General features: G+C 54.8%; 13 protein-coding genes. 7 read left to right on the forward strand and 6 right to left on the reverse strand.

The window, feature by feature from the left end:
- Positions 1-119: 119 nt before the first annotated feature.
- Positions 120-2,390, reverse strand: coding sequence for a response regulator (locus FTO74_RS11935; protein ID WP_162538355.1), 2,271 nt, complete (start codon positions 2,388-2,390; stop codon positions 120-122).
- An 11-nt stretch (positions 2,391-2,401) separates the two neighbouring features.
- Positions 2,402-3,511 (reverse strand): serine/threonine-protein kinase, encoded by a 1,110-nt coding sequence (locus FTO74_RS11940; RefSeq protein ID WP_162538356.1) that lies wholly within the window; start codon positions 3,509-3,511, stop codon positions 2,402-2,404.
- Between the two features lie 576 nt (positions 3,512-4,087).
- Here FTO74_RS11940 and FTO74_RS11945 point away from each other — a divergent pair.
- The 6 genes from FTO74_RS11945 to FTO74_RS11970 all read left to right on the forward strand — a co-directional run bounded on the left by FTO74_RS11945 (position 4,088) and on the right by FTO74_RS11970 (position 11,193).
- A complete protein-coding gene (locus FTO74_RS11945; RefSeq protein WP_162538357.1) occupies positions 4,088-5,014 on the forward strand; it encodes an ArdC-like ssDNA-binding domain-containing protein in 927 nt (308 codons plus the stop codon).
- Positions 5,015-5,370: 356 nt separating this feature from the next.
- The gene (locus tag FTO74_RS11950) at positions 5,371-5,973 is read left to right on the forward strand and encodes a hypothetical protein (RefSeq protein ID WP_220399007.1); all 603 of its coding nucleotides are present in this window, start codon (positions 5,371-5,373) and stop codon (positions 5,971-5,973) included.
- A 268-nt stretch (positions 5,974-6,241) separates the two neighbouring features.
- Positions 6,242-6,667, forward strand: coding sequence for a hypothetical protein (locus FTO74_RS11955; RefSeq protein ID WP_162538358.1), 426 nt, complete (start codon positions 6,242-6,244; stop codon positions 6,665-6,667).
- 200 nt (positions 6,668-6,867) lie between these two features.
- Positions 6,868-7,572, forward strand: a complete 705-nt coding sequence (locus FTO74_RS11960; protein ID WP_162538359.1) for a hypothetical protein — start codon at positions 6,868-6,870, stop codon at positions 7,570-7,572.
- A 470-nt stretch (positions 7,573-8,042) separates the two neighbouring features.
- The gene (gene mobF, locus FTO74_RS11965) at positions 8,043-10,802 is read left to right on the forward strand and encodes a MobF family relaxase (protein WP_162538360.1); all 2,760 of its coding nucleotides are present in this window, start codon (positions 8,043-8,045) and stop codon (positions 10,800-10,802) included.
- 82 nt (positions 10,803-10,884) lie between these two features.
- Positions 10,885-11,193 carry a helix-turn-helix domain-containing protein gene (locus tag FTO74_RS11970; RefSeq protein ID WP_162538361.1) on the forward strand — a complete coding sequence of 103 codons (309 nt, stop codon included), beginning with the start codon at positions 10,885-10,887 and terminating at the stop codon, positions 11,191-11,193.
- A 182-nt stretch (positions 11,194-11,375) separates the two neighbouring features.
- Here the strand turns inward: FTO74_RS11970 and FTO74_RS11975 are convergent, their stop codons facing one another.
- The 3 genes from FTO74_RS11975 to FTO74_RS11985 form a co-directional block, all read right to left on the reverse strand.
- Positions 11,376-12,155, reverse strand: coding sequence for a hypothetical protein (locus tag FTO74_RS11975; protein WP_162538362.1), 780 nt, complete (start codon positions 12,153-12,155; stop codon positions 11,376-11,378).
- Positions 12,156-12,259: 104 nt separating this feature from the next.
- Entirely contained in the window at positions 12,260-12,976 is a 717-nt protein-coding gene (locus FTO74_RS11980) for a hypothetical protein (RefSeq protein ID WP_162538363.1), read from the reverse strand.
- Positions 12,973-14,226, reverse strand: a complete 1,254-nt coding sequence (locus FTO74_RS11985) for a hypothetical protein (protein WP_162538364.1) — start codon at positions 14,224-14,226, stop codon at positions 12,973-12,975. Before FTO74_RS11985 ends, FTO74_RS11980 begins: the two co-directional genes overlap by 4 nt.
- 401 nt (positions 14,227-14,627) lie before the next feature.
- Here FTO74_RS11985 and FTO74_RS11990 point away from each other — a divergent pair, with 401 nt between their 5' ends.
- Positions 14,628-14,903 carry a hypothetical protein gene (locus FTO74_RS11990; protein ID WP_162538365.1) on the forward strand — a complete coding sequence of 92 codons (276 nt, stop codon included), beginning with the start codon at positions 14,628-14,630 and terminating at the stop codon, positions 14,901-14,903.
- A 112-nt stretch (positions 14,904-15,015) separates the two neighbouring features.
- On the opposite strand, the gene FTO74_RS11995 is transcribed toward FTO74_RS11990, so the two are convergent.
- Entirely contained in the window at positions 15,016-15,783 is a 768-nt protein-coding gene (locus FTO74_RS11995) for a CAP domain-containing protein (RefSeq protein ID WP_162538366.1), read from the reverse strand.
- Positions 15,784-15,820: the final 37 nt, after the last annotated feature.

A 15,820-nucleotide genomic window follows, 5' to 3' on the forward strand; every position in this document is an offset into this window, starting at 1 on the left:
TGCAAGGTCAAGGAAAAAGTCCCCTGGCACACTCAATGGACGGGGACCGGCCACACCTTCGGCGCCTAACATCGAAGGGGACTGGATTCCTCTAAATTCATTGGCAGATCGAAAATCTTTCATTGGGCGTTCACCATCTTGTTGAGATTATCAATTTTGGTATTCGTCTCGCCTAGCAAATCCTCGTATTCACTATGAAGGCTGTGACCACGAGAAATGTCCGCATTGAAGTCCCTTACGTTCCGATTGTGCCTACTCCTCACGCGTTCATATTCATCTTGATCGATCTGAACTCCTGCGCCATTGTCGCTCTCCATGTGCTCCAAGGTGGCCTTGTCAGCATCAATCTTGCTTTTGTAATCATCCATCTCAGAGTTGAGGCTCTGAAGTTCTCCCTCAAGGCTCGCTAGTCGAGCTTTCGATTGTGCAATTTCCTCTCGCAAACTCGTGATGCTTGCCTGATTCGAGCCCGCAGTTGAACCTTTATCAGTGGAGGAGTCTGGAATCGAGATAGGTGCGACCGGTGGATTCGTGTTAAGCGTGGTTCCCGACGCAGGAGAGCTGTCACTTGTATTGTTCGTTTCGCCACCGCTCGAAAGAACTAGAATCACGATCACGAGAATGGCGACCACCATACCGACTGCCATCTTGCCAAGCTTTGGTAGCTTGCGCCATACTTGTCCGAGTGCATATCCCCGTCGAACTGCTTTGGAGGTGCCTTGAGCTGCGCTCGAGGCCTGTCTAGTGTCACCACGCGAAGAAGACTGGCTCCGAGTCCCAGCGGATGCCCCAGGACGCCCCTGTCCAGAAGCAGCCAATTTCCGCTCTACTACCCCAATCTCCTCTGCCAGTCTCGCTCGAAGTTCTTCGCTGTGAGCAAGTGCCATGCAGTCTTCAAAGAGTGGAAGGGCCACAGCCCACCCATCAGTTTTGTTCACATAGTCTATGAGGCATCCTCGAATCGTACGTGCGACTTGATCGTGAGCATCATTGCGGCGCTGATCGTTGACTCCGACGAGGCAGTTCAGCGTCTTTAGAATGGGTGTCTTCGCAGTTCGTAGACTTTCCACTACCGTCGCTCCTTGTTCGGGAGCAGCGTCCACCTTTGATGTCGCCTGTTGGCAGATGAGCGTCAGATATTCCAGAAGAGGAGTGAGCGCACGGTAAAGGGCTTTATCAGCGTGTTCCGTTCCGAGGCCGGATGAATACATTAGCTGCCGTTGCCGCGCGGCCTCGGCGTATTCACTCTTTTCTCCGGCCTTCACGGCATTCTGAGCGTTGATGTAAAGCAGCGCCTCCGGTAGCGTTCTCCACATACTTCGCGCAAGCTCTGGAGTTATACGCGGATCATTCATTTCCTTAATGCGTTGAATATAGTGATCCCAGAAACGACTATTGGTTGCGACAGTCTGCCAATGACGGAAAGCGTCCCCCCATAGCGTAGTAGCCGAAATGGTTTGGCCAGAGATGCCAGAAGTTTCACCCTCCAATGCCCTCAAGTGACTAAACACGGCTAAATTATGGGTAGCGATACCTCGGGGATCATCTCCAATAGACCGCCGTCCCCACTCGGCTAAAGCCAGAGCCGAATCATTCGCTGCAAGTGAAGCAAATGCGCTATCCTCCGCACCATCCGGCCAGAACCAAAAGAAATCCTGTAGAAGCCTTTTCTCCGGATCGCTTATCAAAGCAAATGCGGCTTCCAGATCGTCGTCATCTGGCTCGACGGCACTCGAAATCAAGCACTTTGGCTTCCACGCACGATTCAAGCTCTTGCTCATCCCAAACTCTTGGTAGGCACGCTTGATTTCGCGTGAAGTTGCGCTCACCTGAAGTCCCGTGAGACGAAAGGCGTTCGACTGATACACCTTTGCGTTGGCGACTGCGAACAATGGCGTGTAGGGAGACGCCTGAATCTGACCCGTAGGCGCTACGTCATTCGCCCCCTCTGACCTGTCTGGAGGCCGTTCGGGAGATTGAGTAGAAGATGAGGTTGTGAGGGGTTCAGCCGGAGATCCGACGCCGATTGCAGCTTGAATATATGCAACGAGATCAGCGTTAGGTCTATTCGTAGCAAATGCAGCGCAATCGATTCCATCGCGCACCAGACCATCAACGAGAGCTTGAAAGTCTTCGTCTCCGGCAAGATCAGTTAGGAAGAGAACTTTGCAGCCCGTCGCTGCAAAGATGTGATTCGCAGCTTCAAGGCCTGATAGGCCTGGCATGACCGGATCAATGATAAGCAGCGCAGGATCGTTCTTTGCAACTCGAATCGCATCGTCCGAATTGCAGGCGAGTGACACGTCGTATCCGCTGCGCCTTAAAAAAGACGAGAGTTCGTTGGAGACCCGCTGATCGTGATTGGCAATAAGGATTCTACGATTCGTCATCTACATCTGCCTCACATCGAAATACCACGACGCCACAACCTCAGTCTTGCTTCATATTCTCGATTCAGTTCCGGCGATTCGTTGAGCGCCTTTTCCATCAGGCGCACGGCTTCGCTGAGTCTTGCTGGGTCCTGTGCGATTGCTATCGACCGCAAAGCCAGTTGCCGCCCTAAGTGCTCCCTCGCTTGAGGGGTGGTTCCCAGTACTCCCTTTGAGGTATTCCCAGGGCTGCCGGAACCACTCTTAGCTCTGTCGGTTCGCTTTGTGTCAGGTCGCCATGCCTCAAGCGCAGTCAGGAACTCCATGGCCGATCCATAACGCTCCTTCGGATCAACTTTTAAGCCTTTGAGGACGACCTGATCCAACTCAGAATCGCAGAGAGCGTTCCATCGGCTAGGCGGTGGAGGCGGGTTGCTGAATGTGTCGGCAGTTCCATGCGACAGCCCGTCTTCGATTTCATATGGCAAGCGATCAGTGAGCAACAGATAAAGAGTGGTTCCGAGAGCCCAAACGTCCCCACTCAAGGAGTCGCCTTGAATGTCCTGAAGCGCTTCCGGTGCTTTAAAAGAAACGGTACCGCGTGACGTGGCCATGAGCGTCAGTGGATTGACATTCTTCGCTAGTCCGAAGTCTGAAACCCGCGCCCGAATGCCGTTGGTTTCGTGACCGATCAAGATGTTCTGGGGTTTGATGTCTCGGTGGATAATGGGTGGATTGTGTGAGTGTGCAACCGCAATCCCTTTGCATACCTGCCGCATCACTTCAACGACATCCTTTACCGGCATGAACTGCGCTCCGAAAGAACGCCAGTATTGGGAGAGACTGCCCCCGGCGATGTATTCCATTGTGAAGAAGCCAAAGGTGTCCCCCATCAGACTTGCCGTATTGGCGTCATATACCCGAACGATATTGGGATGGTTGATCTTGGACAGCAAGACGGCTTCTCCGAGCATCGCGGAAACCTCGTCCGGCGACCAGCCAGGTGCTTTGAAAAACTTCATCGCCTGCCGTCCGAGAAACCTGTGTTTGACCCGATACACTTCGGCGAATGCTCCCTCACCGAGAAAGGCCTCGACCTCATAGGTTTCGTTGATGCAAAGTCCGTCTGCTAAAAGGGCCATATCGGTACGAGGGAACTCCGGTCAGAAGTGATCCTGATTTTTGTATACGACTGTGAGGGTGTTGTGGGCTTTTTTGTGTCGAGTCGAGTGCTGACAGTATATCGTTCCGCGCCAAGCACTTGCCGTCTTGCCGATACAACATTGCGTCGTAGTCCCGTTACACAGGCCTACCGCACCTATTCCTCTTGCTCGACGAGATAACGTAAAGACTTTTTGCTTCGTTTGGGAGGAAGTCTCCTCCCGTCTGCGGCTGCTTTGCATCCTCCGCCCCCACCTCTGCGGGGCGGTCCGCCCTCCCCGCAACGCCCCTCCGAGAAGGAACAACAGCAACCGCCAAAACCTCTAAGGGGAGGTATCCCCTCGCACCCGCAAGCCACTCCCCAATCTTCCGCGCTTCGCTTGTGCAGACCTCCGCTGCGCTCCGCCCTTTCCACTTCCGCTGCGCTCTCGTTGCAAGGGTGGGGATACCCCTCGGCTTGCAGTTGCTACCCCCCACCTTCGCCAGGAGGCGTTCGGCATGTACATGCCGCGTTTCAACGCGGAAATGCAAAGGCCAACGCCAAGGAGGAAGCACCCATGAACACACAAGCCACCACCGCCACCGTCACCCCGTTTACCCAGAACCTTAAACAGCAGCAGCAAAAGCAACAGACCGCGAGAGAGGTAATCGCGGCCAACGTGCAAGCCCTCATAGAGCAGTTGGAGCAGGGACACAGCGAAGGACTCACAGCCTATCTTTTGGCGATGGGGAAATTTCACAACTATAGCTTCGGGAACATTATGGAGATTGCGCGGCAGAGACCGGACGCAACCCGCGTAGCCGGAATGTATGCGTGGAACCAGCTTGGCCGGAGAGTCAAGAAGGGCGAGAAAGGCATTCGCATTCTCGTGCCGATGATTGGGATTCGGCGGAAGAAAGATGCGGAAGTCGAGAAGGACATCCGCACCCAGAACCAGCCGGTACTGGTGGGATTTCGTTCGGCCTACGTCTTCGATGTCAGCCAGACCGACGGCGCAGAACTCCCCGAACTGTCCGAGCGCGTGAAGGGTAATGTCGGAGAACACCGCGAACGTTTGATTGATCTTGTCATTGCTCAGGGGATCGAGCTTGATTGGAAGGAGAGCATTTCCCCCGCGTTGGGTGTCAGCTATGGCGGGAAGATTGTTCTCTTTCCCGGTCAGGAAACCGCCGAGGAGTTTTCGACCCTCGTTCACGAACTCGCGCACGAGATGTTGCACAAGGCGGAACGTCGCACCGCCACCACCAAGACCGTTCGCGAGACTGAAGCCGAAGCAATCGCCTTTGTTGTCGGCAAGACCATCGGCCTCGACAGCGGACGGGCATCCGCCGATTATATCCACCTGTACCACGGCAACGCCGCACTTTTGACCGAGAGCTTGGAAGTGATTCAGAAGACCGCCGCCGTCATTCTTTCTGCTCTGGAAACTACCGGAGGGGAACGCTCGACCGGAGCCAAAACAGAAGCCAGGAACACAGCATAGCGTCATCTCCCAGCGAGGCGGCGAACCTGCCGTCTCGTTTCTTTCACACCTAGAAATTGCGCAGGGAGAAACCTCTTTGGTTTCTCCCTGCACCCTCATCCAGCTACCAGCCCCCGCTCGCCGGCAGCGCGGCAGGAAGACGTTCCCCCTTCCTGCATCTTCCCCCTTTTTGAGCCCGTCTTCCCACCCTGGGCATTGCTCATGCATGGCAGAAGCGACTATTCCCGCCGACCCGCCGGGCAAAAACCACCCGAACATCTGGGCCGAACAAACGGCTCGCAAAGACGGACAGTCGGGCCTGAGGGTGTTTTCTATATCTGCTAATGTCCATTACTAGATGTACTAAGGGAGCACGGATGGACATCGAATCTGGCGGCGAGACTTCGCATTATCTCCAGTCGACACTGCGCGAGCGGATTGTCGAGCATGTGTTCGTAGGCGACGCCTTGCGGTGGTTGTGGGTGCATGGTGTCACAAATGTTGAGGTGCTTCGTTCCGAGTTCGACGCCGGAGGATACGACCTGGTAATGAGCCACGGCAGGATCGTCAGGCACATTCAATTTAAAACCTCAATGGTGGGTGGCAAGGCGGCCAGTATTACGGCCAGCCTAAAGCTTATGGACAAGCCGAGCGGCTGCATAATCTGGATCATTGTCACTCCAAAATTGGAACTTATTTCCTACCGCTGGTTGGGGGGAGCTCCGGGCCAACCGCTGCCAGACATCCGGAATATGAGAGTGGCCAAACATACCAAGGCAAATGCCAAAGGCACAAAAGCCGAACGGCCAGACCAACGCATCATCGCACGTAGCCGGTTCGATCCACTTACCTCGCTCGAAGAAGTGTTGGAGCGACTATTCGGACCGCTGACAGGAGCCAATTTACTTGGACCGGGACCGGCCCTCTTTCCGGTCGATGGTCGCCACGCTGGCGTAGTGCGTTCTGTTCTGCCATCTTAGAAGACGCTGTGATGTCCCACGGATTAAACTTGCGCTGCTTCGCAGCGGGTATAAGCTGACACGTCATCCCCAAATGTGAACTGTGGAGCTACCCAAAATTCACGATTGATAACATGTTTGCTTTCAATAGCTTGTGATTTTGCGTTTCCGACTGTAAACGCCGTTGAAATGGATAACATTCGTATAAGCGGCGGCGGTTTTCAGGAACCGATAACGCCTTCGAAGCATCCAAGCGTTTCAAGGGACACCTGTTCCAGTAGGCATATCGATGGCCTCCGATAACGACAAGCCGCGAGAAACTTCTTTGCCGTCGGCGTCTACCGTCTCGGGAAATGAGACTTCCCGCGCAAGATCCATTGCAACGCGCCTTACCGACGCCGAGTTCGGTGAGGTTGAGGCAGCAGTCGCGAACGCCGGTAAGAAGGTTGCGGAATGGCTACGCGAGGCTGCGCTCGCCCACGCCCGAGCCAGCGCTGGCTCAGAGGAGCAAACCGATCCGATCTTGCTGGCGGAGATCATGGGAATGCGTTCGCTCATGCTGAATCTGTTCGCGAGAGCGTCGGAAGGCCCATTGACGACCGAAGACTTACGCAAGATGTCAGCCTATTCGGACTCCATTAAGGAGCAGAGAGCGCAAGATTACATGGCGCAGAGGCGTCGCCGGACCAGTCCCAAAACTACGGACAAGCCGTAATGAAACTCTCCCGTATTCGGTTTGTATTTCCCTGGCGGATCGCGTTGATCCTGGTCCTCCTTCCGTGCCTGCCATTACTCGGCTTCTGGGCATGGTTGCGGTGGGAAGTCCCGCCACTACAGCGGTATTATCTGATCGCATATTGGCACAGTTCCGAACATGCAAATCAACCTGCTGCCAGGACTCAAATCCGATGGCTCATGGAGACGGCTCCCGGGCGCAAGAGACAGTGGCTGTTCGCCCCCGATGTCACCGAGAGAAGGCAGAACGACCTCTCTTTGAACCTCTCGTCTTTTGCCATTGAACAAGGATGGACAGGCATAGAAAGAACCGCCGTTGAAGGCATGGATTCCACCGAGCTCGAAAAGCTCCTGCGGGAAGATTTTTATGACGGCGTAAGTTTCCGCCGACTTGTCAATGAACCGCTGCTTTATGGTGTCGCGGCCTGGATGATCGTCGCGTATTTGGCATTCATGATGAGACAGGACATCGGGTACGAATGGAGACAACTTCGACGAGAGGTTACGGAGTCGCAATGGTCAACGAATTACGGACGAGATTGGCCCGAGAATCGAGACGGGATTGTCGCTCGAATTCGGTTGCGAATTGCCCACGGGATTAGTGGGCAGAAGATACAGCTTGGATGGACGAAGTTCGGGCCTGCAATCAGTCACAGATTCGGTCTCAAGAAGTTGCCAAATCCAGAAACGCTTCGTGGGAGTGACCGACCGGCATCGACTCAAGTTCGCCGGGAAGTGCCTACTGCACGGCAACTCGCTACTCCACCCCCTTGGCACTCCCCAAAACCACCGTCTCAGCGACGTATTATCTTCCCCGGATCGTCTCCATCGGATGCTACACATTTGCACTCAGAACCGTGGGACGAATCGAAGTGGATTGATTGACGGAGCGACCTCTGATGTCTCAGAGTATTCGAGGTCAGATCACCCACCAAATTCGCATCTCTTTGCTCAACTTCGAGCAGCATCGATAGCCCTCACGTTAATCTGCCTTCAACTCATCTCAAAGGGCTGCTTGACGAGAGCTATTTGAGAGGCTGAGTGTCCCGGTCTTGAGCATGGAATACACCAGTTGGAACTCACGAGGAAGGTGTTGTTTGAGACTGTTCTCAAGCAGCGTATCGAGCCTCCATTGAGTCAGCTACAGCTCTTGCGTAGTTCGAGTAATTGCTACTCAAATCACTGGTCAATTACTCCGCTAATAGCTTTGCTTAAGATAGAAATAACCAATAGCCATAGGTGTTTTGTCGATTATGAGCCTGAAAATAATTAGGCAATAACGACCCACTTATCCACAAATCTCGGCTACGATGTGAACCAAGACAGTAACTATCTGCTGTCTCACGTGCCAAGATATGTTGACTATCTCTAAATCGCTGTCTGCTGGACAAGCACGGACGTATCACGCGCGTGAGTTCACCTCTGAACGACAGAACTACTGGAGCCGCGATCAGCAAGGGCATAGCGAGTGGCAAGGGAGCCTCGCAAAGGAGTGGGGCTTGCGTGGCAACGTAGGGGCTGACGAGTTTGCTCGTTTGAGCGAAGGACGGCACCCAGCGAACGATGCGCAACTCGTCAAGCACCAGCCCGCCAGAACCTACGAGAATCAGTACGGCAAGCAGATCACCAGTTCAGAACACCGTGCAGGGTGGGATGCGACGTTCTCTGCGCCCAAGTCTGTTTCGCTAACAGCCCTTGTGGGTGACGATGATCGTGTGCGCGAAGCACATCGCGAGAGCGTTCGCGTGGCGTTGCAGGAGTTGGAGCGGTATACGCAGGCACGGATCGGTAACGTCCATGCGCCGGAGACAACGGCCAAGTTCGTCGCCGCTACCTTCGAGCATGACACCGCTCGTCCAGTGGATGGCTATGCTGCGCCGCAGCTTCATACTCACGCGGTCGTTTTCAATGTGACCGAGCGGGACAATGGGCAGACGCGCGCATTGCAAGAGCGCAGCCTTTTCCAGTCGCAACAGTACGCGACCACGGTATACCGATCCGAGCTTGCCTTGAAGCTGCAAGCTCTCGGATATGAGATTGAACGCGGCAAGCATGGCCAGCCGGAGATCAAAGGATATTCGCAGGAGTATTTGGAAGCATCGAGTCCGCGTCGTGTGCAGATCAAAGAACACCTACAGGAGATTGGAAGAGAGGGCGCGGGCGCAGCACAAGTAGCTGCTCATCGCACACGCGACAGCAAGGAGATCCATTCGCCTGAAGAGGTATTGAAGCAGCACCGCGACCTGGCTGCTCGATTCGGACATCAAGCAGATCGTGTCGTCGCAAAGGCACAGGGACAGCACCATGAAGTGCAGCCGGAGAAGACGGCGCAACAGTCAGTGACATATTCGCGCAATCACGTCTTTGAACGCTCTGCTGTTCAGGACGAACGCGCAATTCTGCAAGCAGCCATAGATCGCAGTATGGGGCAGGCTTCCTACAGTCAGGTGCGACAGGAGTTTGAACAGCGGATAGCGCGTGGGGAGTTTCGGGCGATTGAGCGGACGGATGGCCGAGCGGCTCCACTTTATACGACCTCTGAAATGATCCGCATGGAACGGGAGATCGTCGGGCACATGCAGCGCGGCAATCAGCGCGGCTATGACGATCCGATGTTGGTTTCTCCGCAATTGCGCATCTGGACCGAGGATCGTCACCGTGAGCTGAATCGTTCGCAACGACAAGCGGTCGATGAGATATTCCTGAGTCGCGAGAAGATCGTTGGCCTGGATGGTGTCGCCGGGGCAGGTAAGACGACGACCCTCGCCGTAGTTCGTGAAGGTGCCGAAGCTCAGGGGTACAAGGTCGAAGGATTCGCGCCGACATCTCGCGCGGCACACAAGTTGGCTGAGGCCGGTATGGAGACCTCAACTCTCCAGCGTCACCTTGCGAAAGGGACGCAGTCCGACACTGGAGAGAAGCGCTTGTATGTGCTCGATGAGTCTTCGCTTGCCTCCACGCGCCAGATGCACGATTTCATCGAACGTCTCCATCGGAATGATCGTGTGTTGTTGGTAGGAGACAGCCGCCAACATGAGGCCGTTGAAGCAGGCCGTCCGTTCGCGCAGCTGCAAGAGGCAGGGATGCGGACGGCCACGTTGAATGACATTGTTCGGCAGCGCGATCCAGAGTTGAAGCAGGTCGTCGAACAGTTGGCACGCGGACAAGTAGGAGCCGCCGTCGAGAGTCTTGATCAGCAGGGCCGAGTACATCAGGTGAAAGGACACGATGAGCGTATTGCCGCCATCGCGCGGGAGTACGCCAAGTCTCCCGGCGGTACCCTTGTCGTTTCGCCCGACAATCGTTCCCGCAGCGAGATCAATCTGCGGATACATGATGAGTTGCAATCGCGCGGACTGGTGAACAGGCAGGACCATTCCGTGCGGACGCTTGTTCCGCGCCAGGAGATGACCGGAGCGGATCGAGGTTGGGCACAGCAGTATCAGGTAGATGACATCTTGCGGTACTCGCGCACATCGAAGGAGACCAGCATCGAGAAAGGTGAATACTCCCGTGTCTTATCTGTGAACTCTCAAGCGAACACTTTGACGGTGGTGCGAGGGAACGGGGAGCGGACCACATATGACCCACGTCGCCAGGTTGGAGTCTCCGTCTACCGAGAGGACGAGAAGAGGTTCTCCGTGGGAGATCGAATCCAGTTCACCGCGCCCAGCCAGGAACTGAAGATTGCCAATCGTGACTTAGGAACTGTAGAGAGCATAGGGCGGGACGGAACAATGCGGTTGCGCTTAGACGATGAGCGCAAAGTCGAATTCAATCCGCAACAGCATCCGCATGTCGATCACGGGTATGCCGTCACCAGTTATTCAAGCCAAGGGCAGACGGCGGAGCGTGTGTTGGTCAACGTAGATACGGGGCTTGCCGCAAGAGATCTGCTCAACAGCCGTATGGCCTATGTCTCGATCTCGCGCGGCCAATTCGACGCGCAGATTTTTACCGACAGTCTGGAGAAGTTGCCAAAGGCATTAGGGCATGATGTTTCGCACCAAAGCGCCTATAAGCCGGAGCAGAGTATTCCGAAGATACCGGCAAAGAGTGTGCCGGCTCAGCATCAAGAGCCCGAGATCAGCATGGGGTTTGGATTAGGCCTGTGAAGTGCCAGACGACGGATGAATGCGGTCGAACGCGGGCCGGGTCAGTAGTGAGCAGTTAGAAAAATCAAAGGGGAAACGGGCCATGGCAGGAAAGAATGTTGTTGAATTCACCAGAGGTAGATTGCAATCGTCCACACAGGAATCGGATGGGCTTGTCTTCGAACCAGGCCGTAGAAAGCCACCCCAGCGGGTGACCATCGCGCCCGAGGACAAGATATTGGTGAGCCGTGAAGAGGCCGCGCAACTTCTATCCATCAGTCAGCGTGGACTTGACTACCTTGTGGCCTCCAAACGCTTGCCGACCAGGAGAATCGGCGGACGTGTCCTGATCCTCGTCGCAGAACTGCGCAAATATGCCCGTTGCGATCATCCTGAACGGATTGTGAGCTGACGTATAGCCTCGCCTCCCGGTGCCCTTTCCTTGATCGGAACCGGTACTGCGACTAATAGTCGCCCATCTGTCCCCGCATTTTCTAGGGCGACGACTCTAGACCGATCTGGTTTGTCGATCAAATCCCGCAATGAATGCAAGAGCCCAAAAAGGATGCGTAGCGGAGGTGCGGTCACGCGCAGTTACGGCAACTGCACACCGTGAGCCCGGAAGTGCTGGTCGATCATGTCATAGATAGCCATTAATTCGATTGCTCCCGTCGACGCCAGCAGTGGAATGACCTCATCCAGCGAACCTTTTGTTGTGCTCGCAGCGATCGATAGGGCAGTTCTGTGCATGATTTTCGAGCACACCTTGAACATTGGGCTGAATTCCTCGTTCTGGGAGATCAGTTTAGCGATTTCGCCGGATCGCATGGGCTTCGACTTCGGACTGATTCCGAATTCACCCATCAGTTTCCGGTATGCTTCCGTCTCTTCATCGGTCTCCTGAGTCTGCGGACCGCGCTCGATCTCACGTTGCAGTGCGGCCTCCAATGCGCGCCGGTCATCGCCTTGAAACTCTTGCATGCCAGCCTGCCACGCCGCAATGAGCTTTGGATGTGTCGCCCTGTGTCTGTTACTGATGGCCTCGTAAAACTCCTTCGCATCGACGACGAAATCATTCTTGAAGGTTCTGGCATTGTCTGCTGACGCAAGCACGTAGATGGCGATAACTTTCAGCTCAAGTAAATTGCGACAGCTCCACGCCGCCAGATATGGAGAGCGCTGCTTTTTGCCAATTTGAAGATAGCGGAAGTCGAGCAAGGCCGAGTTGAGAATACCTAACAGAAGATTGCGGAACCAGACATCCTCCTCGCCAGCGGATGTATCCCGAATACTCAGAGCGAGCTCCTCGACCCTTTCAGCCGACTTCTGGATGGCTTGCTCGATTTCCTCGTCTGGGGATGTTTCGCCAGTCATGAATGCCTCCTATCAACCCTCTAGGTTTGTTTCTCGAAGTAAGCATCAACTTATGTGATCACGTTCATAACGCCCAAAAAGTCTCTAACGTTCGTGAGCCGGCTTTAGCCGTTGGCAACGTCTGAGTCGACCTTCCTTCCATGGTTCGCAACAAACCGCAGGAATCTCTCTCCGAATGGCGACAGCTGGAATGTGCGCCAAGTTCCGAACTTTAGCAAAGAGGTGAGCTTCTGCTCCTCGCTCGCGTTTGGATCTGGACGCAGAAACTTCTCTATCACCAGACCCGAGCTCGCCAAACGCGAGAGACTTCCAAGCACATCCGGGCCGTAGTCAAAGCGCTTAGTGAGCGGTGTCCAATTTCTTAAATTCTCGTGATCAAGATTTTTTAGGTCGCTGGGGCTTAGGGCTCGAAGAGCTCGAAGCATAAGCTCTTTATCGTCCTTCTGAAACTCCTCTGTGCCACTGTTCGCGAGCGCGGTGGCGAGTATCCGCAGCTTTTCTTTATCGTGTGTCGTCCAGAGTTGCTCCTGAGCGAGAGCCAATAGCGTCTGGAATTCTTCCGAGCCGTAAAAAGAATCATCTGGGATAGAACCCCGAACGGCTTCAATCTGCTCTCGGAGTTCCAGGAACAGTTCAATCCATCGATGCTCCATATTCGCTTTTGCCTTGCCGTCGATCAAACTCTGTATGGCTGACCCGATGCCCGGCATCAACGATAGAGTGCCGGCGACTGTAGCGTATGCCAAGTTTTTCGAAATGTCGAACTCCATGTCTTCTTTGACTCGCTGGAGACGTACTTCGATCGGATCGTCAATGCTCATGGCTCTCCCTCCAAAGAAATGTTTTCAAAACCAACGGTCTTGAATAGTTTTGGGTTCCGACCATTGAAGCCAAACTGAGCGATGGAGGTTCGATCAACAACCCAATTCACGTCGTTGCGCTGCATGGCTGATTTGTTGAAAGGGTTGTAGGTGCCTTCGTATCCGATTACCCGAAAACACACTCGAATCGCGACGTCAATCAGGTGCCGGGTACAGCAAACGACATCGTCCATTAACACGTCGCTCGAATAGTCAAGAAAACCACGATGAATGACTCCGCCACGATACTTGTTGAGCGCTTGATTCCATGTGAGCCCATCGAGGCGAGGCTCGGCACTATAAAACTCTTCGATAGCTTCTTGATCTTGAAGGCTAAAGTGTTTTAGGAGGCGTGTGATCGAGAGGCCAAACGAATCTTCGATTGCGTCGGCATGTTCGGCGCGGCTCGCTATGCGATTTAACAGAGTCGCATCTACGCTTCCCGACTTGCCGACACCTCGTTTCGCCAGCTTCTGGATCGAACGTTTGGCATGGTGCAAGATAGCCCTCACCTCCGTTGCCTCTTGAACGGAAAGGCTATCCGACAGGTTGGTCCGGGTGAGTTGGAGTGAATTTGCGAGCCCGTCTAGACCTCGCACAATGAATGCGAAGGCGTGTTCGGGAGTTCGGAGAGACGATTGTGACGTCTCGATTGCATCGATCAGCCTGCGAACGACCTGGAGGCTATCCCCCGCGAGAGCTAATATCGAGGTGATAAGAGGCCCAACCCCTGAAGTTCGATAGTCACTGTGGATGACGTCAGAAATCGCCATATGTCCATGTTTGTACGGACTATTGATGAAATTGATGTGGAATCGTTGACAAAGACTTCCCTCGCTGGCACGAAGCTCAACGAAGCCAAGGCTGACTTCGGTGCCTGTTGCGAGAGTTAACGCAATAATGGCATCCGTGGGAAACCAAATCCTCACACCGCCGACGCTTAGGTCTGCTCCCTCCGGGATTTCGCCAGCGATCAGGGAAGTAGCCAACATTGGCTCTTCCCCATCTCTCAGCTTTTGCTTCGCTTCGTCGTACGTCGGAATATGCTCGATGAAGGCTGATCTACTGGCAAAGGGAAAAGATACCAAGTAGCGGCGAGCTGGGCCAAGCGATTCAGTTTCCGTGTCTATAGAAGCGCCCCGTATCCCTTGAATGAACCGTGAAACCTGCAGGGGATGAAACTCCTCCTCTAAACCAGGACGGAGATCCATAACGAAGTTGAGGACGGGAGCATCCCAAAAAACGGCCCTCTCAGATGTGAACGGAGAAAACACAGCTTCGAGCGTGACAAAACTGAGACTCGAACCGTTGCCACTGTTAACCGAAGGGTTGTAGGTTCGAGTCCTACCTCAGGAGCCAGATTCTAAAGGGTTACGGTTTCCCTTCAAAAATACCCTCCACACACAACAGAATCCTAAGCACAAAGAGCCTTTTGGGCAGGATCATCTGCGCCATCTTGAAGCTCGCTTCCTGCTTCGACTTGGCACCTCGCCTCACACTATACTTCGTCCAATACCTTGGATGAAGCTGTGGCCGGAGGCGCACCATGCTTCTCGAACTCGGCAAAGTAGTATCGTTCGTCCTTTGCATTTTATCGCTCTACTCCGCCCTCATGAGCGGCTTCTTCGAGCCCAACACCACCTGGCAGCAACGCGTCACCCTGGGACTTTCCCGGCTTGCTCTTTCTGCCTACGTCAGCTTCGCCAGCGGTCTCTTTTTCTGTTTCCCCGCCAAGACAAACCCCGACAGCGGTATTTCGCTATGGAAGACACTTCCTGTTCGCGTCTTCCTATGGGCGGCCGTCGCCTTGACTGTGCTCTTCTGCCTTACCTGGTATCTGCGCTGCGGCGGCGTCAACAGCTTTGGCTTCAAGCTCGATTGCTTCTAGCGACTTGACCGTGCTGACCTGCGAATCTGCGTGTACGAGAACGAAGCAGCCAAGGCGGACCTCAAAACTCATCACAGATGCAGCCTTTAGCCCCGAGAACAGCACGAAGTGCCTAGCGGTACAGCATCACCGCAACCGCATACCCACTAAACGGCGTGGCCTGACTCAACTCACAAGCCCCCACCACCGCCTCATGGTACTTCCCCGAAGCCATCCTCGTCCGCAGTTGCTCCGGCAGCCGCGACAGGTCCGAAGTGCTATAGCGCATCACAAACAGCGGCTTCCTCACCCCGTCATAGCCCGAGCTCAAAGCACAAGCCTTGCGCGCCTCATCCGTCGTGGCCGAAACCGTAATCCCAGCCCCTTCGATCAGCTGCGCAACCGCGCTCTCCTGCTGCTCCAGCGTCAAGCTCCGCACCGTACGAGCGAAGTCCTCGACAGCGTAAAACTGCCCATCCCGCGCCACCACCGCAATCCCCACCGAATCCACCTGCGGGTCCAGCAGATTGGCCCGATGCCCAGCCGAATGCATCCACAGCTCATGGATATTGCTGGGATCTGCCGACTCAGCCACATTCTCGGTAACCAGCGAAAAGTGCGTTCCCGCACTCGAAGCTCGCTCCGCCAGCTCAGCCTCCCCGGGAAACTGATGAGAGATCGCCCCATGGGCCGCCATCTGCCGTGCGTGCAGCGCCGCAGCCCTCACCAGCCTTCCATCCACACGCACCGGAGCCAGCCCATGCGCAACCCGGTCGGCATTCGCCGCCGAAAGCAAAAACTGCTCCGCCACACTCTGGACCGGCGGCGTATCTTCCTGTCCCAAGGCCCCAGCAAACGGCATCAGCAGCAGGAACGCACCGGCTATCCCGAATCTCTTCATAACCAAGACGAACCCCTGCCCAGCCAAAAAATACGTG

Origin of the sequence: Granulicella sp. WH15 (assembly GCF_009914315.1) — a bacterium.
GTDB lineage: Bacteria > Acidobacteriota > Terriglobia > Terriglobales > Acidobacteriaceae > Edaphobacter.